This is a genomic window from Streptomyces sp. NPDC030820 (assembly GCF_055572075.1).
Genome location: NZ_JBVIEB010000019.1, coordinates 83002 through 108177 on the forward strand (window position 1 = coordinate 83002; position 25176 = coordinate 108177).

Below are 25176 nucleotides of genomic sequence, written 5' to 3' on the forward strand. Positions count from 1 at the left end.
GCCGGTCGCGGCGGACGCTACGTCAGCTGCCGGCGCACCAGCTCGTGCAGCCGGCCCGTGGTGTCGGCGAGCAGGTCCGCCGGTGCGCCCTGCTGGACGACCTTGCCGTCCTCCATCACGACCACCCGATCGGCGTCCAGGACCGTCGACAGCCGGTGGGCGATGACGACACGGGTGGCGTTCAGCTTGCGGGTGCTGTCGATGACGATGCGCTGCGTGTCGTTGTCCAGGGCACTGGTGGCCTCGTCGAAGAACAGGATGCGCGGGCGCCGGATCAGAGCTTGCGCGATCATCAGCCGCTGCCGCTGACCGCCCGAGATCGCGCCGTTGCCGGCCACGATCGTGTGCAGTCCCATCGGCATCCGCTTGATGTCCTCCGCGAGCCCCGCCATCTCGGCCGCCGCCATCGCCTCCTCCGGCGTGTACGGCTCGGCGCCGCAGATGACGTCCAGGATGGAGCCGGTGAACGGCTGCGCGTGCTGGAGCACCACCCCGCACTGGCGGCGTACGGCCGACTGGTCGAGCGCCGCGAGGTCCTGGCCGTCGTACAGGACACTGCCGGAGACCGGCTTGTCGAAGCCGATGAGGAGCCGCAGCAGGGTGGACTTGCCGCAGCCGCTCGGGCCGACGATCGCCACGAACTCGCCCGGCCGGACCGTGAAGGAGACGTCGTCCAGGACCAGCGGGCCGTCGTCGGCGTACCGGAAGGACAGTCGCCGGGCCTCGATCGCGCCGGACAGCGGACCCGGACGGGTGCTCGACGTGCGCACCTCGGGGGTCGCCTCGAAGACCGGCTTGATCTCCTCGAACAGCGGCAGCGCCGCGACCGCCGAGACGAAGGAGCCGGTCAGCTGGGTGACCGAGGTCAGCACCATCGTCACCGAGGTGTTGAAGGTCAGGAAGTCCGCCGCCGACATCGCGCCCTTCGCCGGGCCCGCCAGCAGCATGAACATCAGCAGCGTGCACACCGGCAGATAGATCCCGCCGAGCACCGTGGTGAGGTTCTTGATCCGGCCGACCTTCTGCTGCAGCTCCCGGCTGCGCGCGAACTCCCGCGCCCAGGCCGCGTACGCGTAGTTCTCCGCCGCCGCCACCCGCAGCTTGGGCAGGCCGCGCAGGGTCTGGAAGGCCTGGTTGTTGAGCTTGTTGCCGAGCACCGTCAGCTTCCGCTGCCAGCGCACCTGCCACAGCCCCAGCCCCAGGAACACGGCGGCGATGACGACGAGCATGCCGAGCGCCGCCAGGGCCATCGACGGGCTGTACCAGAACAGCAGGCCCAGGTTCATCGCGCCGACGGTCACCGACTGCGCGACCACCGGGCCGACGCCCGCCAGCAGCCGGCGGATCGCGCTGATGCCCATCGCGGCACTGGCGAGTTCACCGGTGGAGCGCTGGGTGAAGAACCGGGTCGGCAGGCGCAGCAGCCGGTCACAGACGGCGGGCTGGAGCGCGGCCTCGATCCGGCCCTCCAGGCGCAGGATGGAGAGGTTCTCCAGCAGCGTGAACGCCGCCGCGACCACCCCGCTCACCAGCACGGCCAGACACACCTGGACGATCAGGCCCGTCTGCGCCCTCGGCACGTACTCGCCGAGCACCTTGCCGGTCGCGACCGGCACCAGCGCGCCGATCGCCACCGTCACCAGGCCCGCCAGGATCAGCCCGAGCAGATCGCCGCGGGTGCCCTGGAGGCTGAACCGCAGCAGACCGAACGGCGTCAGCGCCTTGTCGGGCAGCGGCCGGTAGAACATCACCGCGCGCGGCTCGAACTCCTCCGCGTTCGCCTTCTCGATCGGCGTCTCGCGTCCGGTGCCGGGGTGCACGGCCACATACCCGCCGCGCCGCCACAGCAGCGCGACCGGCGCGCCCGACAGCGCCCGGTGACCGACCAGCGGGCCCACGTTCTCCCGCCACCAGCGGCCCTGCAGCCGTACGGCCCGGGTGCGCACCCGGGAGGCGAGCGCCACCCGTTCGACCGGGTCGAGGCGTTCGCTCTCGGTGCCGCTCTGCGCGGGCTCGGCGAGCTTGATCCCGGCCGCCTCGGCGACCAGCTTGCACGCGGCGTAGCCGGCGTCGGCGTCGGCGGCCGTCGTCCGGCGGGCCGAGCGCTTGCCGATGGAGGCCAGCAGGGTCTGGTCGGCCTGGGCGCGCACCGCCTCACCGGCCTTGATCCCGGCGGCCGCGCGGTTCTCGTGGGTGCGCTCCAGCTGCTCGATCCACCGGTCCAGCGCGGTCAGCAGCCGGTACTGCTGGTCGACCATGGTCTGCCACAGCGCCGGGTCCATCAGCAGGTCGGCGGCGGCCTCCGCGCCGTACAGCGAGCCGTACTGGACGCTGCCCGGCGGCACCTGCATCCAGAACACGTCGTCGTCGGCCGGTGCGGCGGCCCGTTCCTCCGCCATCGGCGCCTGGAACAGGACGGACAGGCCGCGGCCGACGCCGAGCGCGACCGCGTACTCCAGCGGGCTGGTGGCGGGCGGCACGTACTGGGGGTTGCCGTACTCGTCGTACGACCAGGTCTGGGTGTTGGCCGGCTGGTACAGCTCGCGCAGGTTGATCCGGTGCATGACGCAGTCCCGGACCGGGCGGGCCACCAGGGTGTGCTGGGGGCCGGCGACCGGGCCGAGCAGCAGCGCGCCCGCCTCCAGCCGGCCCAGGTGGTGCCAGTGGCCCTGCTGGACGGCGTCCACCGCGAACAGGTCGAGCGCGCCGGCCGCGATCAGCCACAGCACCTGCGGGCCTTCCAGGTCCAGCCGGTTGAACCCGGCGCAGTCGATGCGGGTGCCCATGGACCCCAGCGCACCGAGAACGAGGTCGCCTTCGCCGACGGTCGTCATCTCATCGCTCCCTGACCAGCGCGGCGTACGCGCCGCCGTGCGCCACCAGCTCCTCGTGCCGCCCGCGCTCCACGACCGTGCCGTGCTGGAGCACCACGATCTCGTCGCTGTCGCGGACCGTGCTCAGCCGGTGCGCGATCACCACACAGGCGCAGCCGCGCCGGCGCAGGTTGTCCATCACGATCAGCTCGGTCTCCGCGTCCAGCGCGCTGGTCACCTCGTCCAGGACGAGAATGCTCGGCCGGCGGACCAGGGCCCGGGCGATCTCGAGCCGTTGCCGCTGGCCGCCGGAGAAGTTGTGGCCGTCCTGCTCGACCTTGCTGTGGATGCCGCCGGGCCGGCGCATCACCACGTCGTACAGGGCCGCGTCCTTCAGCGCCTCGACCACGGCCTCGTCCGGGATCGACGGGTCCCACAGCGCCACGTTGTCGCGGACCGAGCCCTCGAAGAGGAACACGTCCTGGTCGACGAAGGAGACGGAGGCGGCGAGCGCGCCGCGCGGGATGTCCTCGAGGCGGCGGCCGTCGATGCGGATCACCCCGTCCCACGGGGCGTACAGGCCCGAGATCAGCCGGGACACCGTGGACTTGCCGCTGCCGGAACCGCCGACCAGCGCCACCTGCTGACCGGGGCCCACGGCCAGGTCGAAGCCGCTCAGCAGCGGCTTGTCCAGCGGGCTGTAGCCGAAGGTGACGTTCTCCAGCTCGACGTGCCCGTGCAGCCGGCGCGTGGAGTCGCCGCGGCCCGGGCGGGCGTAGAGCGGGTCGGCCTGGAAGTTCTCCACGTCCTTCAGCCGGGCCACGTCGGCCGCGAAGTCCTGGATACGGCCCGCGACACCGTTGAGCCGGGTGAGGGGCGCGGTGAAGCGGGTGACCAGCGCCTGGAAGGCGACCAGCAGACCCACCGAGATGTGCCCCTCGACCGCGCGCAGACCGCCGATCCACAGGATCAGCGCGCTGTTGAAGGTGGCGAGCGTGGGCGCCACCACCCCGAGCCAGGCGCTCGGCACCCCGAGCCGCTGCTGCTCCTCCAGGGTGGTGGCGTGCTGACCGGCCCACTTGCGGAAGAAGCCGTCCTCGCCACCGGTCGCCTTCATCGTCTCGATCAGCTGAAGACCGGTGTACGACGTGTTGGTGAGCCGTGCCGTGTCCGCGCGCAGCTTCGCCGTACGGGTCGCGCGCAGCCGTACGACCAGCCGCATGGCGACCACGTTGAACAGAGCCACGCCGATGCCGACGCACGTCAGCTGCGGGTCGTAGGTGTAGAGCAGCACGGCGTACAGGACGACGACGATCGCGTCCACGCCGGCCGCCGCCAGGTCGCGGGCCAGGGTCTCGGCGACCTGGTCGTTGGACTGCAGGCGCTGCACCAGGTCGGCGGGGGAGCGCTGGGCGAAGAACGTCACCGGCAGCCGCAGCAGATGGCGCAGGAAGCGGGCGCTGGAGAGGGTGGAGGAGATGATCCGGCCGTGCAGCAGATTGGCCTGCTGGAGCCAGGTCAGCACCAGGGTGAGCAGCACACAGGTGCCCATCGAGGCGAACAGCACGCCCAGCAGGGAGGTCTGGCCGCCGATGAGGAACGTGTCGATGTAGGTGCGGCTGAGCGCGGGCATCGCCGCGCCGACCGCGACCAGCAGCAGGCTCGCCAGGACGGCGGCGGGCAGGGTGCCGGCGGTGCCGCGCAGCCGGGCCGGCATCGCACCGAGCACCCCGGGCCGCCGTCCGCCCTTGGTGAAGCCGTCGCCGGGTTCCAACACCAGCACCACACCGGTGAAGCTGCCGTCGAACTCCTCCATGGGCACGAAACGGCGGCCCTTGGCGGGGTCGTTGATGTACACGCCGCGCCGGCCGAAGCGGCGGCCCATGCCGTCGTAGACGACGTAGTGGTTGAACTCCCAGAACAGGACGGCCGGCGCCTGCACCTCGGCGAGGGCGGCCAGGTCCATCTGCATGCCCTTGGCCGTCAGGCCGTAACTGCGGGCCGCCTTCAGCAGGTTGGAGGCGCGCGAGCCGTCGCGGGAGACGCCGCAGGCGATGCGCAGCTCCTCCAGCGGGACGTGCCGGCCGTAGTGGCCGAGGACCATGGCGAGGGAGGCGGCGCCGCATTCGACGGCCTCCATCTGGAGCACGGTGGGCGTACGGACCGTGCCGCCACGGGGCTTGGGGACCGGCCGCTTGGCCGGGGCGGCGCGTCTGCGGCCGCGTTCCTGGGAGGCGGTCACGGGAGCAGCCAATCGACGGGGTGCTGGTCGGCCAGCCTGATCGAACCGGAGGCGAGCGTCATGGAGTCGAGCCGGAACGGCGGCCCGTCGGTGGTGGACCAGCGGTAACCGCTCTTGGTGGACTGCGACTTGTCGAGCGCGACCAGTACGGCCACCGGGCGGCCCTTGTCGGTGAACTGCTGTCCGAGCTGGCTGTCGCCGAGGAACGCGGAGATCGACTGGGCGGACTGTGCGGTGCGGTCCACCGACTTCACCTGGCCCCGCAGCACGCCGTAGGTCTGCGTCGGCACCGAGGAGACGGTGAGGTCGACGGAGGCGTGTGCCGGGATGGCGGCGGCGTTCTCGGCGGGCACGTACACGGTGGCGTACAGCGGGTCGGAGGCGTGGGCGACCTTCTCCACCGCGGCGACATTCGTGCCGGTCTGGATGATCTGCCCGATGGTGGCGGCGAGCGCGGTGACGCGGCCCGCGGCGACCGTACGGACCACCGAGTCGCCCTGGCTCGAACGGACCTTGAGGACCGGGGCGTTCGCGGGCAGGCGCTGGCCCTGCTGGGCGAGGACGGCCGTGACCTGGCCGGACACCGGGCTCTGCAGCAGATAACTGCCCTGTCCGTGGGTGAGGATGGCCGGTGCGCTCACCGTGGAGGCGACCGAACCGGTCACCGCCCAGACGGAGGCCGCCGCCATGACGACGACGGTGACGCCGAGGGCGAGCCAGCCCTGGGGGCGGGCCAGCCGGACCGGAAGATCCAGCTCTTCCGGCGACTGGAGCTTGGCGAGGGCCTGTTGGCGGAACTGCACGGAACTTCCCTCACCTGTGGGAGAGACGCGGGTGTTTCAGGGCATCCGAGAGCCCCGGAGCCGGGGGCGGCTCCGGGACCTTCGATGCGACGAGGTGCGATCAGAGACCGGCGACCAGGTCGGTGACCGGCTGCACGTTCAGGCCGGTGACACCCTCGGCGGTGCCGATGGCGGTGTCGACCGCACCGGAGACCGGGGCGACGCCGTTCACGGCGCCGGTCACGCTGTTGAGGGTGTTCACGGACAGACCGCCGGAGACGCTGTCCAGCTCGGCGTCCGAGATCTCGACGGTCTCGACCTGGGGGGTGGAGTTCATGATGGAACTTCCCTTCCTATGGATATTTCACAAGGGGAGCGGCCCCCTCTGGGGACAGACGGACGGCCGCGACCGCGGGCGCCGGGCCCCGGTCGCCGGGAGCCCGCCGCGACCCCCGCGGTGCGATGGATCAAAGCACGCAGGCGGGCGGCGCTTCCAATCAACCAGGGCTCTCACCAGGGGACTTGGCTCGGGAAGGGCGTCATCGGTGCAGGCGTGTGCACGGCATGTCGGCGACTCCTTCACATGCCGCACGGCATCGTTGCGCACGAAGGCTTGTCCAGCGGGCCGTGAATCCGGCACTCCGCGCCAAAGGAGTGCCGGGGGGCGCGCGGATGTGCAGATCCGCGGTCGTCAGTGACTTGGTTGAGTATTCAATGTGCAGATTCCCTGAAGCAGGGATTCCGCATCGAGTGCGGAACGGATCGTTACCGATCGGTAGCGCAACGTGTCAGCCCAGAATCGCGTACACCGTGCTCGCCCGGGCCGCGAGCGCGTCCGAATCCGCGTCGCTCAGGGTGATGTCCGCGAACGCCATCCGGCGGCCCAGCTTCGTCAGGACCGCTTCGATCCGGACATCCGAACCGGTCACCGCCCGCTGGAACGACGTCGACTGCTGAACCGTCGTCATCGGCACGAAACCGCCTCGCGCGGCGGACACCGCGATCACCGTCGCCGTGTCGGCGGCCGCCATCAGCGCCTGCCCCGACAGGCCGCCGCCCTCCCGGGCCAGCCGCTTTGACCAGGGCAGTCGCAGCACGGCCCGGTCCTCGCCCACCGCCTCGACGGTGAGCCCGAGATCGAGCACCCAGGGGGCGAAGTGGGCGGAGAGGATCTTGTCGGCTTCGGCGGGGGTCATCGTCATACCGGGGTTGTGCCCGGCCGCTCGCGGCGACACGCGGGGCGTGGCCGATTCGCCCGTCCGGCACGGCAGTTGGGAAACGGAATTGAACACACCGCACGGCCGGTGCGTACGTACGGCCATCCAGGCGCCCCGATACGAACTGCCCGCAAGCGGCAGACCCCCGTCCCCCCAGGAGGTCGAGAAGTTTGAGTCACAAGCGAATGCCCAAGCGCAAGGCGGCGATAGCGGTGGGCGGTGTCGCGGCGCTCGGAGCGGCGGCCCTTCTGCTGCCCAATGCCAATGCGTCCCAGGACAAGAACCAGGCGTCCGGAGCCACCGGCACCGCGAAGACGCTGAAGGCCACGCAGGCGTCCAATCTCGCCGCCCAACTGCAGAAGATCCTCGGTGACGCCGTCGCCGGGTCGTACTTCGACAGCGGCAAGCAGCAACTCGTCGTCAACGTGGTCAGCGGCGACAGCAACGTGATCGCACAGGTGAAGAAGGCGGGCGCGGTCGCGCGCCAGGTGAACAACAGCACCCGCGAGCTCAAGGCCGCCGCCACGACGCTGAAGACCAAGGCGACGATCCCCGGCACCTCCTGGGCCGTGGACCCGCGCACGAACAAGATCCTCGTCACCGCCGACTCCACCGTCACCGGCGCCAAGTGGAACAGACTGCAGTCGACCGTGCAGAGCCTAGGCTCCGGCATGGCGACGCTGAAGAAGTCCGCCGGCACCTTCAAGACCTTCGTCTCGGGCGGCGACGCCATCTTCGCCCAGACCCAGCAGGGCGGAGTCCGCTGCTCCCTCGGCTTCAACGTCACCGCTTCCGACGGCAGCCCCGCCTTCCTGACGGCCGGTCACTGCGGTGTCGCCGCCAAGGACTGGTCCGACTCGCAGAACGGCCAGCCCGTCGCCACCGTGGACCAGGCCAAGTTCCCCGGCAACGACTTCTCGCTCGTCAAGTACAACGACCCGAACACCCAGGCGCCCAGCGAGGTCAACACCGGCAACGGACAGACCGTCCAGATCACCCAGGCCGCCGATGCCACCGTCGGCGAGACCGTGTTCCGCATGGGCTCCACCACCGGGCTGCACGACGGCCAGGTCACCGGGCTCGACGCCACCGTGAACTTCGCGAGCGAGACCGTCCCGGGCGGCACCGACACCGTCAACGGCCTCATCCAGACCAACGTCTGCGCCGAGCCCGGCGACAGCGGCGGCTCCCTGTTCACGCAGGACGGCGGCGCCGTCGGCCTCACCTCCGGCGGCAGCGGCGACTGCACCAGCGGCGGCGAGACCTTCTTCCAGCCGGTCACCGCGGCCCTGCAGGCCACCGGCGCGACCCTCGGCAACGGCGCGGGCGCCGCCGGCGGCGCGGGCGACCAGTCCGGTTCCGCCGCCCCGTCGGCCTCGGCGGGCGACCAGTCCGGCGCGGGTGACCAGTCCGGCTCCGCGGACCCGTCGGCCTCGGCGAGTGACCCGGCCGGCGCGGGCGGCGACCAGAGCGCCGGCTCGGCCGACCCGTCCGCCTCGGCCGGCGACCAGTCCGGGAACGGAGCCGGCTCCGCCGACCAGTCCGGCAACGGCTCCGCGAACGACGGGTCGTCCCTGACCAGCACCCGCTGAGCAGCGGAACGGTCCGGCCCTCCGGCGGGAGGGCCGGACCGTCACGCGTCGTCGCACGCGCGCAGCAACAGCACCGCCACGTCGTCCCCCCGCTCCCGCACCGCCGCGCCGTGCCGGACCACCTCGTCCGCCAGCCGCTCCAGCGGCTGGTCGCCGGCCTGCGACAGCAGTTCGCCGAGGCCGACCAGCGCGTCCTCGATGTCGGTACCGGGCGTCTCCACCAGGCCGTCGGTGTACAGGACGAGCACCGAGCCGGGCGCGAGGGACACCTCGGTCGTCGGATACACCGCGTCCGGGTCGATCCCGAGCAGCGGGCCCCCGGCCAGGTCCAGCACCCGCACCCGTCCGTCCGGCCGTCTCAGCAGCGGCGGCGGATGCCCGGCCCGCGCCATGACGGCCCGCCCGCGCGCCGGGTCCAGCTGCAGATACAGGCAGCTGGCGAACAGCTCGGTGCCGAGGTCGACCAGCAGCCGGTTCGTGCTGCTCATGACCTCGTGCGGGGCCTGCCCGACCGTGGTGTACGCCCGCACCGCGGTGCGGATCTGCCCCATCAGGCCCGCCGCGGTCACATTGTGCCCCTGGACGTCCCCGATCACCGCGGCCGTGAGCGGCAGCGTCGGCACCAGGTCGTAGAAGTCGCCGCCGATCTCCATGCCGTGGGTGGCCGGCAGATAGCGGGCGGCCGCCTCGATGCCGGGCGGCGGCGCCAGCGAGTTCGGCAGGAGGGCCTGCTGCAGCCCGTGCGCGAGCCGGTGCTTGGCGTCGTAGAGCCGGGCCCGCTCCAGCGCCTGCGCGATCAGGCCGCCCAGGGACGTCAGTACGGCCCGCTCGTCGGCCGGGAAGACATGCGGCTCGGCATACGCGAGCACACACGTGCCCACCGGCCGCCCTGAGGCGATCAGCGGCAGATACGCCCAGGCCGCGAAGCCGTCCGGGGTCTCGTGTCGGCCCGGATACAGCCGTTCCAGCTCCTCCTGGGATTCGAAGAACGCGGGCACCCCGCTGTTCAGCGCCTGGGTGCCCGGGGTGCGCTCCGTCAGCGGCAGCCCGTGGAACCGCTCCACGGTGTGCGGGTCCGGGTACCCGCGATGTCCCAGCACGTGCAGCCGCCCGCCCTGCGAGCCGAGAATCAGCATCGCCCGGCTGCCGACCGCCGGCGCCACCTCGTCCCAGACCAGTTGCACCACGTCCTGCACGCCGACCGCCTCGGTCAGCGCACCCGCGAAGCTCAGCACCTGGGAGATGGTCACCAGCCGGGGCGGGGCCGCCTCCGCCGGCGCCGGCCCGCGCGCCATCTCCGCCACCGCCCTGGCCCGGCTGATCCGCACGCTCAGCCCGGTCCTGCTCGGATACATCCGGAACGACAGCCACTCGCCGGGCGGGCGCATCGCCACGAACGAGGTCGCCTGCTGGCTCATCAGCGCCCCTCGGTAACGGTCCTCGTACATCGGGTCGTTCAGCCAGGGCACCGACGCCCACAGCGGCGTGCCCAGAAGCTCCCCGGCCGGTCTGCCGAGCAGCTCGGCGGCGGCCGTGTTGACGAACCCGATCCGGCCGTGCAGATCCAGCGACACCAGCCCGTACGGCAGCCTGGACACCATCCGTGCCGCCTCCACCGAGCCCAGCGTGTCCGCCACGGCCGACACCGGCTCCGTCAGCACCTCGGCCCCGCGGTCGAGGGACCCGTCCTCCGCCGTGGCCCGCTCCAGCCGCAGTGCCAGCCGCTCGCAGGCCGCCCACAGATGGTCCCGCTCCCAGTCGGACAGCTCCGGCGGATGCGCCCCCGGAAAGGTCACGAACACCGCGCCGTACACCTGCCGCTCGGTCGCCACGGGCAGCGCGGCCAGCGCGAACGGGTACGGCAGCACCACCGCGATACGCGGATAGCGGCGGACCATCTCCTCCTCGCCGCCCACCCACACCAGCCGCCGCTCGCGCACCGCGTCGGCCACCGGAATCGGCGCGGACCGCCCGACCCGCTCCCACGGCGCCGCGAACGCCCGGGGCATCCCCGCGTGCACCGCCAGCTCCAGGACCGGCTCGTCGGGCCTGAGCAGGTAGACCCCGCCGGAGTGCGCGTGCACCTCCTGCATCATCGACACCAGCGCGAGCGACAGCACCGGATCGACGGCCGGTGTCCCCTCGGCCGCCGGTGGCGGCGCCGGCCCCTCGGACACGCCGACCACCTCCTCGTACGGCCGCGTCGCGCATCCTGGGCACAAGATTCCCTCGCGAGGCCGCGCCGCGCACGGCGAGCCGGACCGACTGCGTCGGCGGCGGCCAGGAGCTCGGGCTCGGGCACTGCCGGGTGGTCGCGCACAGTCATGTCTGTCATGTCTGTCTGAGGTCGCCGTGCGGTACACATGGGTCAAGTTGTGTTCGGCGATTTTCGAGCGAACGGGCCCGTCATCGCCTCTGAGTCTTCACAGGGGCTGCGCGGGAGCCCTACACGCGCTGTAATGGCGAACGTGGTGAGGAGCGAGGGCGCTGCGATCAGCAGAACGAAAACGGAGCGTGCCGAAGCCGCCCTGGACACGCTCACCGCGGCACCCGCCACGCCCGACCGGCTCCGGAGGGTCCTCGAACAGGCGCTGGTGTTCGCCGGGGCGGCCTTCGCCGGGGTCTACACGCCCGGCGACGACCCTGCCCAGCTGCTCCTCGTCGAGTCGGTGGGCCTGCCGCGCACCCTGTACGGGGTCCGCGACGGCTATCCGGCCGCCGGCGGTTCCCCGGTCGCCGAGGCTCACCGCAGCGGACACCCGCTCTGGCTCGGCCCCGAGCAGCTCGCCGCCTGTCCCGAGGCACGCCGCACCCCGTCCGCGGACTTCTCCGTGGCCGCCCTCCCGCTCGGCCCGGCGGGCGGCGGCTGTCTGCTGGCCGTCAGCGAGCATCCCGGCGGCTTCGGTGCCGACGACCGCGCCTGCCTGGAGCTGGTCGTCCGCGCGATCGCCGTACCCAGCCCGCCCGCGCCCGCCGAGGAGGGCGGCGAGCTGCCGCCGGACGCCTTCAGCCTTGCCATGGACAGCGGCCGGGTCGAGGTCGGCGACGAGATCCTGCGGCTGTTCGGGCTCACCCGGGACGCCTTCGACGGCCGCGTCGAGACCCTGCTGGCGCTCACCGTCCCCGAGGACCTGCCCGCGCTGATGTCCGTGGTCGAGGCCGACCACATGTCCATCGGCGAACGCGAGCTGGAGTTCCGCATCCTGCAGCCCTCCGGCCCGCCCAAGTGGCTGCGGCTGCGCGGCCGGCAGCTGCCCGGCGGCGAGGGCCGCTCCGCCCGGCTCGTCGGCACCGTCGCCGACGCCTCCACCCTGCGCTCCGACGTCACCGACGTGGCCCGGGTCCAGCGGCTGGCCGCCTCCCTCGCCACCGCCACCACCGTCAAGGACGTCGGCAACGCCGTCGTCGCCGCGCTGCGCGGGCCGCTGCAGGCCGACCGGCTCGCGCTCGCCGAACTGGAGAACGACCGGCTCGTCGTCACCGTCCTCGACCCGCCCGAGCCCGAGTCCTGGCCCGAGGTGTGGCGCACCGAATGGCGCACCGAGTGGCCCGACGCGCCGGTGCGCGCCATGCCCACCCTGGCCGCCGCGCTGCGCGAGGGCCGCTCCCGGATCTGGCCCGCCGGCAGTCCGCTGGAGCCCGCGCTCGCCGAGGTCGGCCCCGGGGGTCTCGCGGTGCTGCCGCTGCCCGCCGGCGGCCGCATGGCCGGCGCCTGCCTGATCGGCTGGGACCGCCCGCACCACTTCAGCCCCGACGAACGGGCCCTGCTCACCGCCTGCGCGGGCCTCGCCGGCCAGGCCCTGCTGCGTGCCCACGCCTTCGACGCCGAGCACGAACTCGTGGGCATGCTCCAGCGCACCCTGCTGCCGCGCCGGCTGCCCCGGCTGCCCGGCGCGGTCGCCGTCGCCCGGTACCTGCCCACCACCGCCGGACTGGAGGTCGGCGGGGACTGGTACGACGTGATCCCGCTGGCGGACAACCATGTGGCCCTCGTCATCGGTGACGTCCAGGGCCACAACGCGGGCGCCGCCACGCTGATGGGCCAGATGCGCACCGCGCTGCGCGCCTACGCGGCCGAGGGGCACACGCCCGACGTGGTCGTCGCGCACGCCAACCGCCTCCTCCTGGACATGGAGACCGACCTCTTCGCCACCTGCGCCTATGTCGACGTCGACATGGAACAGGGCACCGCCTGGTGTGTACGCGCCGGCCATCTCCAGCCCGTGCTGCGGCACCCGGACGGCACCGCCGAGATCATGCGGGCCGAGGGCGGGCCGCCGCTGGGCGTGCTGGGGCAGGCGGATTTCCCGATGACCCCGCTGCGGCTGCTGCCGGGCACGGTGATCGCGCTGACCACCGACGGCCTGGTGGAGGCGCCGGGCACGGACATCGACGCCGGCATGAACCGGCTCGCCGCCCAACTGGCCACCGCCGACCCCGAGCACCTCGGGCTGGTCGCCGACGCGCTGCTCACCGGCGCCCACCGCGGCGACGACGTCGCCCTGCTGCTGATGCGCTACGACGGCATGGCCGTGCGCCCGCTGCGGGAGAGCTGGACGGTGTGGCGGCTCCCGGAGGCGGTCCGGCACGCTCGCCGCTTCACCCAGCGCACCCTGCGCCTCTGGGGCGTCTCGCAGGACACGCTGGACACGGCCCTGCTGGTGGTCTCCGAGCTCGTCACCAACGCCCTCGTGCACACCGACGGCCAGGTCCGCCTCGACATGAGCCTGATCAACCACCGGCTGCGACTCGCCGTCGCCGACACCTCCCCGCGCAGCCCCGTCAAGCCCACCAGCATCGGCTGGGAGGCCACCGGCGGCCGGGGCATCCTCCTGGTGGAGGCGGTGTCGGCGGCCTGGGGCACGGTCCCGGTCAGCGGCGGCAAACAGGTGTGGGCGGACCTGGTACCCAGGGACTGACCGTCACACCGGACCCGATGCCGGCTGACCGCCGTCCCCCGGCCCCGTTCCTGTCGGTCGGCCGTGGCGGTGTACTGCCTGCTCCCGTCGGTTGGCCGCCGTCCCTCGGCCTTGTTGCCGTCGGTTGGCTGTGGCGGTCTGCTCGCCCGTTTCCGTCGGCTCATGGCCGTCCCTCGGCCCTGTTGCCGTCGGTTGGCCATGGCCGTCTGCCACCCGTTTCCGTCGGCTGACCGCTGTCCCTCGGCCCTGTTGCCGTCGGTTGGCTGTGGCGGTCTGCCCGCCCGTTTCCGTCGGCTCACCGCCGTCCCCCAGCCCCGTTGCCGTCGGTTGCCCCGGCCGTCTGCCGCCTGTTCCCGTCGGTTGGCCACGGCCGTCCGTCACCCGTACCCGCGGCTGACCGCCGGAGGGCGGCCCTCGTGCCCGCCGTCCCCGAAGTCCCGCCCCGTCGGCTGACCGTCGGCCCCTGCGTCCGCCGTCCCTCCCCCGTCGGCTGAACCGCCCCCGCCCACCCGCGGTGGTGCCCCTTGTCGATGACCGCCACACGGGTGCGTTTCGGTAGGTTGGTGAGGCTTGGGGAGGCGCATCGGGGAAGGGATGCCTAGGGTCGATTGGTGTGGCTCACACCTTCGACGAACTCGTGCAGAAGCAGCGCGCGGCCGACGCGGCCCACGCCACGGTCGAGGACCTGCGGGACGCCTACGGCCCGCCGGCCGAGCGGCGGATGACCGGCGCCCAGTCCGGCACGTACGAGACCGCGCTGCGTGCCTGGCGGGACCTCGCCCGGGACGTGCAGACCGCGGTGAGCGAGTTCGCGAAGGAGACGGGCCGGCCGCGCCCCGAGGTGGAGGCGGAGGTGGCCCGCGCGGCGGCGGAGCCCGAGGACGCATGAGCCGTGCCGGCCGCCGCGCCGAGCGGCTCGTCGACGCGGCCGACGCCCGACTGCCCGTCATCGAGGGCGGCCCGCTGCTGCGCAAGGCGTTCCCCGACCACTGGTCCTTCCTGCTCGGCGAACTCGCCCTGTACAGCCTGCTGGTGCTGATCGTGACCGGGGTCTGGCTCACCCTGTTCTTCCAGCCGGAGATGCGCGAGGTCGTCTACACGGGCCCCTACGTGCCGTTGCAGGGAGTGCGCATGTCGGCCGCCTTCGACTCCACCCTGTACATCAGCTTCGACGTGCGCGGCGGACTGCTGATGCGGCAGACCCACCACTGGGCCGCGCTGGTCTTCGTCGCCGCGATCGGCGCGCATCTGCTGCGGATCTTCTTCACCGGCGCCTTCCGCCGGCCGCGCGAGCTGAACTGGGTGATCGGCGTGACCCTGTTCGCGGTCTCGCTCGCCGAGGGCTTCGCCGGCTACTCCCTCCCCGACGACCTGCTCTCCGGCACCGGACTGCGCATCGCGCAGGGCATCATGCTGTCCATCCCGGTCGTCGGCACGTACGTGGCGTTCTTCGTCTTCGGCGGCCAGTACCCGGGCCACGACATCATCACCCGCCTGTATCCGGCGCACATCCTGCTGCTTCCCGGTGCCCTCCTCGCGCTGGTCGCCGTGCACCTGATGCTGGTGGTGTATCTCAAGCACACCCAGTGGCGCGGTCCCGGCCACACCCAGCGCAACGCCGTCGGCAAGCCGTTCTTCCCGCAGTTCACCGGCTCCTCCGGCGGCCTGGCCGTCATCGTCACCGGCGTACTGGTGCTGATGGCGGGCATCGCCCAGATCAACCCGGTCTGGAACTACGGCCCCTACCGCCCCGACCAGGACTCCACCGCCTCCCAGCCCGACTGGTACGTCGGCTTTCTGGAGGGCGCGCTGCGTCTGGTCCCGCCGTGGGAGACGACCGTCGCCGGGCACACCCTCATGTGGAACGTCCTGCTTCCCGCGGTCGTCCTGCCCGGCCTGCTGTTCACCGCCCTGTACGCCTATCCGTTCGTGGAGCAGCGGCTGACGGGGGAGTGGTGGGCCGAGCGGCACCTGTGCGACCGGCCCCGCGAGCGGCCGGTGCGCACCGGCCTGGGCGTGGCGGGCACGGTGTGGTACGGCGTGCTGCTGCTGGCCGGCGGCAACGACGTCATCGCCCAGACCTTCCACGTCTCCGTCAACGCCATCACCTGGGTGCTGCGCGTCGCCTTCGTCGTGGCGCCGGTCCTCGCCTTCCTGGTCACCCGTTGGCTGTGCCGGGCCCTGACGGCGGCCGAGAGCGAGCGGCTGGCCGAGGGCGTGCCCACGGGCGAGATCCGGCAGAGCGTCACCGGCGGTTACGAGACCGCTCACGAGCCCGTGGAGACGTTCCGCCCCGGCGCCCCGCGCAGACCCCTCACCGGTGCGCGTACTGGTACACCAGCCCGAACACCCCCCGCGCCAGAACGCCCAGACCGATGAGGAACAGCCACAGGCCGAAGACCACTCCGGTCGCCGTCAGCGCGAAACCCAGCGCGGTGACGATGGGCCACAGGCTCTCGTCGGGGAAGAACGCCACCGGCCCCGCCGCGTCCGCCACCTCCGCCCCGGTGCGGTCCTGGGCCCGGGTGCCCCGGCGCCGGTACTGGATCAGGCAGAAGAACGCGACCAGTGCGGCCATCGCGCAGGCCACGACCAGCACCACCGTGCCCGTCTCGTCCTGCGACCACACCCCGTACAGCGCCGCGGATCCGCCGAAGAACGCCGCGACCCCGCCGAGCAGCATCGCCTCCGTCTTCATCGCGCCAGCTCCTCTCCGGCCGGGCTCTCGATCTCCGGGTGGTGCAGGTCGAAGGCAGGGGACTCGGAGCGGATCCGGGGCAGTGCCACGAAGTTGTGCCGGGGCGGCGGGCAGGACGTCGCCCACTCCAGGCCGCGCCCCCAGCCCCACGGGTCGTCCAGGGTGACCTGCTCGCCCTTGGTGGCGGTGCGCCACACGTTGTAGAGGAACGGCAGGGTGGACACGCCGAGCAGGAACGCGCCCGCCGACGACAGGGAGTTGAGCAGGGTGAAGCCGTCCTCGGGCAGATAGTCCGCGTACCGGCGGGGCATGCCGGCCTCGCCGAGCCAGTGCTGCACCAGGAAGGTCAGCTGGAACGCCGGGAACAGCAGCCAGAAGTGCACCTTCCCCAGCCGCTCGTCCAGCATCTTCCCGGTGAACTTCGGCCACCAGAAGTAGAAGCCGGCGAACATCGCGAACACCACCGTGCCGAACAGCACATAGTGCAGATGCGCCACGATGAAGTACGTGTCGGTCAGATGGAAGTCCAGCGGCGGCGAGGCGATCAGCACCCCGCTCAGCCCGCCGAGCAGGAACGACACCAGAAAGCCCACCGACCACAGCATCGGGGTCTCGAACGACACCGAACCGTTCGTCATGGTGCCGATCCACGCGAAGAACTTGATGCCCGTGGGCACCGCGATCAGGAACGACATGATGGAGAAGAACGGCAGCAGCACCGCGCCGGTGGCGAACATGTGGTGCGCCCACACCACCGCCGACAGCATGGTGATCGCGATCGTGGCCCCGATCATCGGCAGATAGCCGAACAGCGGCTTGCGGGAGAACACCGGGATGATCTCCGAGATGATCCCGAAGAACGGCAGCGCCACGATGTAGACCTCGGGATGCCCGAAGAACCAGAACAGGTGCTGCCACAGCAGGGCGCCGCCGTTCGTCGCGTCGAAGACGTGCGACCCGAACTTGCGGTCCGACTCCAGCGCCAGCAGCGCCGCCGTGAGCACCGGGAACGCGGGCAGGATCAGGATCGAGGTGAACAGCACGTTCCAGGTGAACATCGGCATCCGGAACATCGTCATGCCCGGCGCGCGCAGGCACAGGATCGTGGCGATGAAGTTCACCGCGGTGAGCGTCGTCGACACACCCGCGACCACCAGCCCCATCGCCCACAGGTCGCCGCCCGCACCGGGGGAGAAGTAGGCGCTGTTCAGCGGCGCGTAGGCGAACCAGCCGAACGCCGCCGCCCCGCCGGGCACCAGAAAGCCGGAGACCACCATCAGGCCGCCGAACAGGTACATCCAGTACGACAGCGCGTTCAGCCGCGGGAAGGCCAGGTCCGGCGCGCCGATCTGCAGCGGCATCACCGCGTTGGCGAACCCGGCGAACATCGGGGTCGCGAACAGCAGCATCATGATCGTGCCGTGGACCGTGAAGAACTGGTTGTAGCCGTGCTCGCTCAGGAACTGCAGACCGGGCCGGGCGAGTTCCGCGCGCATCCCGAGGGCGAGCAGCCCCGCGAGCAGGAAGAAGCAGAACGCCGTGACCATGTAGAGCCGGCCGATCACCTTGTGGTCGGCGGTGGAGACCCAGCGCAGCACGGCCCGGCCGGGACGCGGCGCGGGCGCCGTGTAGCGCGCCACGACCTCGTGGGTGTCCGGCATTTCCGGTAGTTCCGTCATCGCGGGTGACGCTACTCCCCGTGACCTGCGGCCTCCCATGCGCCACGCCCTCGCGGCCGGGGTCGTATCCGCCGCTCGGCCGGGTACCCGACGGCCATGAACTCCGCCATGTACACAGCCGCCACGGGCGTCCAGGTGTTCGGGTACGTCCTCATCCTGCTCGCCGGGGTCGTCTGCGTCGCCGGACTGCTCTGGGCCTTCCGGCTCGGTTTCCAGGTGCGTCGGCGCGAACCGGCCCCGCCGCGGCCCGAGGAGCAGCCCCGGGTGCCACCGTCCGGACCCGTCCGCGAGGTCCGTGAGATGCGCGAACCCCACGAGGTGCCGCGGGCCGCGGACGACAGCGAGCGGCTCACCCCCTATCAGATCGGCAGCGTCCGTTCTCGGCGCGCCGACGACCAGCGCCGCCCGCGCTGGTCGCCCGGCTCCAGTGGAGCCTTCGGCGGCGGGGGCGGCGGCCGGACCTGAGCCGACGCGGCGTTTGCGGGCGCGGTCCGGCGGGGACCCAGTGAGGCACAGATCGCACACGGACCCGCGCGGGGCCGGCGCACCGGCCCTGCCCGGCGCATGACGCAGAAGGAAGATGGACGACGTGACCGCGCCCGCGCACCCCAGTGACAAACCCGCACTGCCCTACGCCGAGACCGGCTGGGCGAAGGCTCGCCGGCGCCGCGACCGGGGAGTGCGGACCTGTCTCCCGGCCGTCATGGACCGCGGCTCCGCACAGCGGCAGGGCGCAGCCGCCACGGACGACAACATCGTGCGGGGCGAGGACTGAGCCGGCCGTAAAGCTTCGTCGACACCAGAGCCACACCGTCGTAACAATCCAGTCATACAAACAACGGTCCGATCCGGACGATCGCCGTTAGGGTGTGGCGAATGAAGGCTCTGGTGCTCTCCGGCGGCTCCGGCACCCGGCTGCGACCGATCACGCACACCTCGGCGAAACAACTGGTACCGGTGGCGAACAAGCCCGTGTTGTTCTACGGCCTGGAATCGATCGCCGAAGCCGGGATCACCGAGGTCGGGATCGTCGTCGGGGACACCGCGGCGGAGATCGAGGAAGCCGTCGGCGACGGCTCGAAGTTCGGCCTGGACGTCACCTACATACCCCAGGAACGACCCCTCGGCCTCGCGCACGCGGTGCTGATCGCCCGGGACTTCCTCGGCGAGGACGACTTCGTGATGTACCTGGGTGACAACTTCGTCGTCGGCGGGATCAGCTCGCTGGTCGAGGAGTTCCGGGAGAACCGGCCCGACGCCCAGATCCTGCTCACGCGCGTGCCCGACCCGCGCGCCTTCGGAGTCGCCGAACTCGACGCGTCCGGCCAGGTGGTGGGGCTCGAGGAGAAGCCCGAACACCCGAAGAGCGACCTGGCCCTGGTCGGCGTCTACCTCTTCGGCCCGGCCGTCCACGAGGCCGTACGCGCGGTGAAACCGTCCTGGCGGGGCGAGCTGGAGATCACCCACGCCCTCCAGCATCTCATCGACACCGGCGCCGACGTGCGGTCGACCATGATCGGCGGCTACTGGAAGGACACCGGGAACGTCGGCGACATGCTGGAGGTCAACCGGTCCGTCCTGGAACACCTGGAGCGGCGCATCGACGGCGAGGTGGACGAAGCCTCCGAGACCGTCGGCCGGGTGGTGATAGAGGAGGGCGCGAAGATCACCAACTCCCGGATCGTCGGCCCCGCCGTCATCGGAGCCGGCACCCTCGTCGGCGACTCCTACATCGGCCCCTACACCTCCGTCGCGGAGAACTGCCGGATCACCGACAGCGAACTGGAGTTCTCCATCGTGCTGCGGGACTCGTCCATCGCCGGGGTGGGCCGGATCGAGTCCTCGCTGATCGGCCGGCACGTCGAGGTCACCCCGGCGGCCGGCGTACCCAGTGCCCACCGACTCGTCCTCGGAGACCACAGCAAGGTGCAGATCCGTTCATGAACCTCCTCGTCACCGGCGCCGCCGGGTTCATCGGCTCCGCTTACGTCCGCATGCTCCTCGCCGACGAAGCGCCCGACGCGCCGCGCATCACCGTGCTGGACAAGCTCACCTACGCCGGCACGCTCACCAACCTCCCCTCCGGCCGGCCCCGGCTGGACTTCGTGCAGGGCGACATCTGCGACGCCGCCCTCGTCGACAAGCTGATGGCCGACGCCGACCAGGTCGTGCACTTCGCCGCCGAGTCGCACGTCGACCGGTCGATCGACGGCGCGGGGGAGTTCGTCCGCACCAACGTCCTCGGCACCCAGACCCTGCTGGACGCGGCCCTGCGGCACGGCACCGGCCCGTTCGTGCACATCTCCACCGACGAGGTCTACGGCTCCATCGACACCGGTTCCTGGCCGGAGGCGCACCCGCTGGCCCCCAACTCGCCGTACTCCGCCTCCAAGGCCTCCTCCGACCTGCTGGCGCTGGCGTACCACCGCACCCACGGCCTGGACGTCCGGGTCACCCGCTGCTCCAACAACTACGGCCCGCACCAGTTCCCCGAGAAGGTCATCCCGCTCTTCGTCACCAACCTCCTCGACGGCCTGAAGGTCCCGCTCTACGGCGACGGCCGCAACGTCCGGGACTGGCTGCACGTCGACGACCACTGCCGGGGCATCGACCTGGTGCGTACGAAGGGCCGTCCCGGCGAGGTCTACAACATCGGCGGCGGCACCGAGCTGAGCAACAAGGAGCTGACCGGCCTGCTCCTCGACGCGTGCGGCGCCGGCTGGGACCGGGTGGCGTACGTCCCCGACCGCAAGGGCCACGACCTGCGCTACTCCGTCGACTGGAGCAAGGCCCGCGACGAACTCGGCTACCGTCCGCGCCGCGACTTCACCGCCGGGCTCGCCGAGACCGTCGCCTGGTACCGCGACCACCGCGACTGGTGGGAGCCGTTGAAGCGGCGGAGTGCGCGATGAGGTGGCTGGTCACCGGCGCGGGCGGCATGCTCGGCCAGGACACCGTGCACGAGCTGCGCGGACGCGGCGAGGACGTCACGGGACTCGGCCGCGCCGCCCTCGACATCACCGAACCGGCCGCCGTGGAGCGGGCGCTGGCCGAGTACCGGCCGGACGTCGTCGTCAACTGCGCGGCCTACACGGCCGTGGACGCCGCGGAGACCGACGAGGAGCGGGCGCTGCTGGTCAACGGCGAGGGACCCCGGCTGCTCGCCCGCGCCTGCGCCGCGCGCGGCGCCCGCCTGATCCACGTCTCCACCGACTACGTCTTCTCCGGCGAGGCCCGCACCTCCCCCTACTCCGAGGACCACCCGCCGGCCCCGCGCACCGCCTACGGCCGTACCAAGCTCGCCGGGGAGCGGGCCGTACTCGCCGAACTCCCCGGCGGGTCGGCCGTGTTGCGTACCGCCTGGCTGTACGGCGTGCACGGCCGGAACTTCGTGCGCACCATGCTGGAGCTGGAGGCCGCCCGCGACACCGTCGACGTCGTCGACGACCAGCGCGGGCAGCCCACCTGGAGCGCGGACGTGGCCGCCCGGATCGCCGACCTGGGCGGCACGGACGCGCACGGCGTCTTCCACGCCACCAGCTCCGGCGAGGCCAGCTGGTACGAGCTGGCGCGCGAGGTGTTCCGCCTGGCCGGCGCCGACCCGGACCGGGTGCGCCGTACCGACAGCCGGGCCTTTGTCCGGCCCGCGCCCCGGCCCGCCTACAGCGTCCTCGGCCACGAACGGTGGCGGGCGGCCGGTCTGGCACCGCTCAGAGACTGGCGGTCCGCCCTGCACGAAGCACTGCCCCACATCCGCAAGGAGACGTCTCAGTGAAACGGCACGAGTTCCTGCGGGAACTCCACAAGGTCAGCGCGAACCGCAACTACCTGGAGATCGGCGTCAACGACGGCCGCAGTCTGACACTGTCCCGGGTGCCCAGCATCGCGATCGACCCCGCGTTCAAGGTGGTCACGGAGATACGCTGCGACGTGCACCTGGCGAAGGCGACGAGCGACGACTTCTTCGCCCGCGAGAACCCCCTCGCGCATCTGCGCGGCGGCCGTCACCCGCTGCGCAACCTCGCCCGGGGCCGCAGCCCGTTCGGCTACTGGCGGCGCACCACCCTGGACCTGTCGTTCATCGACGGCATGCACCTGTTCGAGTACGCGCTGCGCGACTTCATCAACATCGAGAAGCACTCGGACTGGGCCAGTGTGATCGTCTTCGACGACATGCTCCCGCGCAATATCGACGAGGCCGCCCGCGACCGGCACACCAACGCCTGGACCGGCGACGTCTACAAGCTGATCGAGATCCTGAACCGCCACCGCCCCGACCTCGTCACGGTCCTGGTCGACACCGCGCCCACCGGCCAGCTGCTGGTCTTCGGCGCCGACCCGGAGAACACCGTCCTCAAGGACAAGTACGACGAGATCATCGCGGAGTTCGAGGTACCCGACCCGCAGAAGGTCCCCGAGTCCGTCCTGGAGCGCACCACGGCCGTGAAGCCGGAGGAGTTCCTCGCGGCCGGCTTCTGGAAGGCGCTGGTCGCGGCCCGCAACCGGGGCACCAAGCGCGCCCGCGGCTGGGAGCCGCTGCGCCGCGCGCTGGCCCCGTACGCCGTCAGCCGCTGAACTCCCCGGAGCGCAGCCGCTGGTAGTGGGCGGAGCAGTCCGCGTACGTGGGCAGCAGCCCGGACCGCTCCGCCTCGGCCAGCGAGGGCGCCTCGGCGTCCTTGGGGGACAGCACCGGCTCGATGCCCTCCGGCCAGGCGATGCCCAGCGCCGGATCGAGCGGGTGCACCCCGTGCTCGCGCTTCGGTGCGTACCCGGTCGAGCACAGGTACACCACCGTGGCGTCGTCGGTGAGCGCCATGAAGGCGTGCCCGAGCCCCTCGGCGAGGAACACCGCACGCCGGGTGTCCTCGTCCAGCCGTACGGCCTCCCACTGTGCGTAGGTGGGGGAGCCGACGCGGATGTCCACGACCACGTCGAGGACGGCTCCGCGCACACACGTGACGTACTTGGCCTGGCCCGGCGGCACGTCCGCGAAGTGGATGCCGCGCAGCACGCCCCGCCGGGACGCCGAGCAGTTGGCCTGGGCGAGGCCGAGGTCATAGCCGGTGGCCTCGCGGAACTCCGCGCCCCGGTACCACTCGTGGAAGCTTCCCCGGTCGTCCGGGAACACCCGGGGCTCCAGCACCCACGCGTCACCTATCCCCAGTTGCCGCACGCCGTCATGCCTTCCGTGTCGTCGTGGTCGTGCCCGTTCCCGGCACCCCGCCGAGCAGGCGCCGTGCCCTGCGCAGCAGCCGGCGCAGCATACCGGGCGGCGACGGGCGGACCACCGCCACGGCACCTGGCGTGCGGCCCACCCGCAGCAGCAGGGGCAGCTTCAGGGTCCGTCCGCCGGCCAGGCGCAGCTCGGTGCGCCACAGGGCGCCCCGCAGCTCGCGCAGCGGCAGACCGGCCGCCAGCAGCGCGTGGACGCCGTCGGCGGGCGTGAGCACGGCCGGCCCGTCGACCGTGCGGCCCGAGGCGCCGGCCAGCCGGACGGTCACCTCCGTGCTGTCGGGCACGTACAGCGGCAGCGCGACGGTCAGTGTCTCGGCGTCGGAGACCGCCGCGTCCGCCGGGGTGAGCCGGTGCAGGCCGAGGGACTTCACGGCCCGGTCCACGTCCAGGGACAGGTTGCGGTACTGCTTCGTCCAGTACGGCAGGACGACCCGGCCCGCGACGATCCCGGCCGGTGGCAGCGCGAGCCCCTGCGCGGGGGCGGGGCCGAGCCGGCACTCCTTGGTCCAGCCGCCCAGCCCGACCCGCACGTACAGGTCCCACAGGCCGCCGTCGAGCGGGTCGCCGCCGGCCGCCGTGGCGGGGTCGACGCCGGCCGTGGCGCGCAGTACCAGCCGGACGCCGCCGTCCTCGGCCTGGACCCGCTCGCGGGTGACCTCCACCGGCTGGAAGAAGGAGGCCGCGCTCTCCCGGTCGCGCACGATCAGATCGACGGTGGCGGCGTCGAAACCGTCCCCGGCGGCCGCGGCCAGCCAGGACGCGGCCTCGGCGAGATCGCGGGGCGCGCCGTCCGCGGGGGGCCCTGAGGCATCAGCCGGGACCGTCAGCGGGCCTTGTGCGGTCGTGTACTCGGCGGTCAGGTCGACGCGCAGGGTGCCCTCCCGCCAGACGACACCGGCCGGGACGGCACGGGGCCGCACCCCGGCCTCCCACTCGGCGTAGGCGACCAGGTCGTCGTAGCGGTTCTCGCGGATCAGCGCGGCGACGATCCGCTGGGCGGGGCGCAGCCCTGGGGCGACCCCGGGGCCGAAGCGCTCGACGACGACCTCGTGCATCTCCTTGAGCAGCTCGCGCCGGTAGTCGTCGGGCAGCGCCAGCAGCCGGCGCCCGCTCATCCGCTCGACCATCTCCACCCGCAGCCAGCGGCGCAGCAGCTTGTCGCGCAGTGGCCCCGGCTCGGTGTACCGCTCGACCACGTCGAGGGCCTCGCGGAGGTTCTGGAAGTAGCCGACCGGCTCGAAGCGCTGGAAGCCGGCGTTGGAGGCGTCGTCGCGTGCGAGGTGGTAGTAGCAGACGTAGTCACCGATCACCGAGACGTTGTCCGCGCGCAGATAGGCCTCGGTGATGAAGACGTGGTCCTCCAGTCGCCGCCGGCCCTCGGGGAAGCGCAGTCCGGTGCGGTCCAGGAAGGAGCGCCGGAGCATCTTGTGCGGGGTGAGGCTGTCGATCAGGGGCGCGTTCTCGACCGTGGCGTGCGGACGGTTGCGGCGGAACAGCTCCACCGGCACCGGCCGGCCCTTTCCGGCCATCTTGCCGACGATCACATCGGCCTTGTTGGCGACCCCGTAGTCGTACATCCGCTCCAGGGCCTCGTCGCCGAGCCGGTCGTCGTTGTCGACGAACATCACGAACTCGCCGCGCGAGGCCTCGATGCCCACGTTGCGGGGCTTGCCGGACCAGCCGGAGTTCTCCTGGTGGATGACGCGTACGTGCGGATGCTCGGCGGCGAGCGCGTCCAGGCGGGCCGGGGTGGCATCGGTGGAGCCGTCGTCCACGAAGATCACTTCATAGGCGTCGGGAGGCAGCGACTGGCGCAGCAGCGAGGCGATGCAGTCCTCGATGTACGGCCCCGGGTTGTACACGGGGACGATGACGCTGACCTTGACCGGCATCCGGCTCCAAGCCCCCTCAATTCGCTTGCCGTTGCCTCCTTGGCACGGTGGGCGTGGCCGAATGCTAACCCGGCCCCTTGCGCGGAGGTGCGGCACCCCCACGGCAA

Annotated in this window: 20 protein-coding genes; 10 read left to right on the plus strand and 10 right to left on the minus strand. The window is 72.1% G+C overall.

Translation table 11 applies throughout. The annotated features are described in order from the left end of the window. Nucleotides 1-17: 17 nt before the first annotated feature. From ACZ418_RS37490 to ACZ418_RS37510, 5 genes are all read right to left on the minus strand, one after another. On the minus strand, nt 18-2834 hold the full coding sequence (locus ACZ418_RS37490; RefSeq protein ID WP_468371928.1) for an NHLP bacteriocin export ABC transporter permease/ATPase subunit: 2817 nt from the start codon (nt 2832-2834) through the stop codon (nt 18-20). A gap of 1 nt (nt 2835) precedes the next feature. Next, on the minus strand, nt 2836-5055 hold the full coding sequence (locus tag ACZ418_RS37495; RefSeq protein WP_468371931.1) for an NHLP family bacteriocin export ABC transporter peptidase/permease/ATPase subunit: 2220 nt from the start codon (nt 5053-5055) through the stop codon (nt 2836-2838). Then, a complete protein-coding gene (locus tag ACZ418_RS37500) occupies nt 5052-5858 on the minus strand; it encodes a hypothetical protein (protein ID WP_468371933.1) in 807 nt (268 codons plus the stop codon). The genes ACZ418_RS37495 and ACZ418_RS37500 overlap by 4 nt, the downstream gene beginning before the upstream one ends. Nucleotides 5859-5958: 100 nt before the next feature. Beyond that, nucleotides 5959-6174, minus strand: a complete 216-nt coding sequence (locus tag ACZ418_RS37505) for a type A2 lantipeptide (RefSeq protein ID WP_468371936.1) — start codon at nt 6172-6174, stop codon at nt 5959-5961. A 451-nt stretch (nt 6175-6625) separates the two neighbouring features. Then, nucleotides 6626-7039 (minus strand): PaaI family thioesterase, encoded by a 414-nt coding sequence (locus ACZ418_RS37510; RefSeq protein WP_468371939.1) that lies wholly within the window; start codon nt 7037-7039, stop codon nt 6626-6628. 200 nt (nt 7040-7239) lie between these two features. Here ACZ418_RS37510 and ACZ418_RS37515 point away from each other — a divergent pair, with 200 nt between their 5' ends. Then, a complete protein-coding gene (locus ACZ418_RS37515) occupies nt 7240-8646 on the plus strand; it encodes a S1 family peptidase (RefSeq protein ID WP_468372031.1) in 1407 nt (468 codons plus the stop codon). A 41-nt stretch (nt 8647-8687) separates the two neighbouring features. Here ACZ418_RS37515 and ACZ418_RS37520 read toward each other — a convergent pair whose 3' ends face one another. Further along, on the minus strand, nt 8688-10832 hold the full coding sequence (locus ACZ418_RS37520; RefSeq protein WP_468371941.1) for a PP2C family protein-serine/threonine phosphatase: 2145 nt from the start codon (nt 10830-10832) through the stop codon (nt 8688-8690). Between the two features lie 273 nt (nt 10833-11105). Here ACZ418_RS37520 and ACZ418_RS37525 point away from each other — a divergent pair, with 273 nt between their 5' ends. The 3 genes from ACZ418_RS37525 (at nt 11106) to qcrB (ending at nt 15944) form a co-directional block, all read left to right on the plus strand. Continuing rightward, a complete protein-coding gene (locus ACZ418_RS37525; RefSeq protein WP_468371943.1) occupies nt 11106-13565 on the plus strand; it encodes a SpoIIE family protein phosphatase in 2460 nt (819 codons plus the stop codon). A 613-nt stretch (nt 13566-14178) separates the two neighbouring features. Continuing rightward, nucleotides 14179-14454, plus strand: a complete 276-nt coding sequence (locus tag ACZ418_RS37530) for a hypothetical protein (RefSeq protein WP_468371945.1) — start codon at nt 14179-14181, stop codon at nt 14452-14454. Next, nucleotides 14451-15944: a cytochrome bc1 complex cytochrome b subunit gene (gene qcrB, locus ACZ418_RS37535; protein WP_468371947.1), complete on the plus strand. Its 1494-nt coding sequence runs from the start codon at nt 14451-14453 to the stop codon at nt 15942-15944. Before ACZ418_RS37530 ends, qcrB begins: the two co-directional genes overlap by 4 nt. Here qcrB and ctaF read toward each other — a convergent pair. Beyond that, complete coding sequence (gene ctaF, locus ACZ418_RS37540) at nt 15880-16263, minus strand: aa3-type cytochrome oxidase subunit IV (RefSeq protein ID WP_468371949.1); 384 nt, start codon at nt 16261-16263, stop codon at nt 15880-15882. The genes qcrB and ctaF overlap by 65 nt on opposite strands. Then, nucleotides 16260-17942 carry an aa3-type cytochrome oxidase subunit I gene (ctaD, locus tag ACZ418_RS37545; RefSeq protein ID WP_468371951.1) on the minus strand — a complete coding sequence of 561 codons (1683 nt, stop codon included), beginning with the start codon at nt 17940-17942 and terminating at the stop codon, nt 16260-16262. Before ctaD ends, ctaF begins: the two co-directional genes overlap by 4 nt. A gap of 108 nt (nt 17943-18050) precedes the next feature. Between ctaD and ACZ418_RS37550 the strand changes: the two genes are divergently transcribed. The 6 genes from ACZ418_RS37550 (at nt 18051) to ACZ418_RS37575 (ending at nt 22517) form a co-directional block, all read left to right on the plus strand. Further along, nucleotides 18051-18407, plus strand: coding sequence for a DUF6479 family protein (locus tag ACZ418_RS37550; protein ID WP_468371954.1), 357 nt, complete (start codon nt 18051-18053; stop codon nt 18405-18407). Nucleotides 18408-18522: 115 nt separating this feature from the next. Next, nucleotides 18523-18717, plus strand: coding sequence for a hypothetical protein (locus ACZ418_RS37555; protein WP_468371957.1), 195 nt, complete (start codon nt 18523-18525; stop codon nt 18715-18717). 101 nt (nt 18718-18818) lie between these two features. Further along, on the plus strand, nt 18819-19886 hold the full coding sequence (locus ACZ418_RS37560; protein ID WP_468371959.1) for a glucose-1-phosphate thymidylyltransferase: 1068 nt from the start codon (nt 18819-18821) through the stop codon (nt 19884-19886). Next, nucleotides 19883-20854: a dTDP-glucose 4,6-dehydratase gene (rfbB, locus tag ACZ418_RS37565; RefSeq protein WP_468371962.1), complete on the plus strand. Its 972-nt coding sequence runs from the start codon at nt 19883-19885 to the stop codon at nt 20852-20854. Before ACZ418_RS37560 ends, rfbB begins: the two co-directional genes overlap by 4 nt. Further along, nucleotides 20851-21717 carry a dTDP-4-dehydrorhamnose reductase gene (gene rfbD, locus ACZ418_RS37570; RefSeq protein ID WP_468371964.1) on the plus strand — a complete coding sequence of 289 codons (867 nt, stop codon included), beginning with the start codon at nt 20851-20853 and terminating at the stop codon, nt 21715-21717. Before rfbB ends, rfbD begins: the two co-directional genes overlap by 4 nt. After that, nucleotides 21714-22517 carry a class I SAM-dependent methyltransferase gene (locus tag ACZ418_RS37575; protein ID WP_468371966.1) on the plus strand — a complete coding sequence of 268 codons (804 nt, stop codon included), beginning with the start codon at nt 21714-21716 and terminating at the stop codon, nt 22515-22517. The genes rfbD and ACZ418_RS37575 overlap by 4 nt, the downstream gene beginning before the upstream one ends. Here the strand turns inward: ACZ418_RS37575 and rfbC are convergent. Together rfbC and ACZ418_RS37585 are read right to left on the minus strand one after the other, a co-directional pair. Beyond that, nucleotides 22507-23115 (minus strand): dTDP-4-dehydrorhamnose 3,5-epimerase, encoded by a 609-nt coding sequence (rfbC, locus tag ACZ418_RS37580; RefSeq protein WP_468371969.1) that lies wholly within the window; start codon nt 23113-23115, stop codon nt 22507-22509. The two genes, ACZ418_RS37575 and rfbC, sit on opposite strands and share 11 nt — an antisense overlap. Nucleotides 23116-23119: 4 nt before the next feature. Then, nucleotides 23120-25069 carry a glycosyltransferase family 2 protein gene (locus ACZ418_RS37585; protein WP_468371971.1) on the minus strand — a complete coding sequence of 650 codons (1950 nt, stop codon included), beginning with the start codon at nt 25067-25069 and terminating at the stop codon, nt 23120-23122. Nucleotides 25070-25176 lie beyond the last annotated feature (107 nt).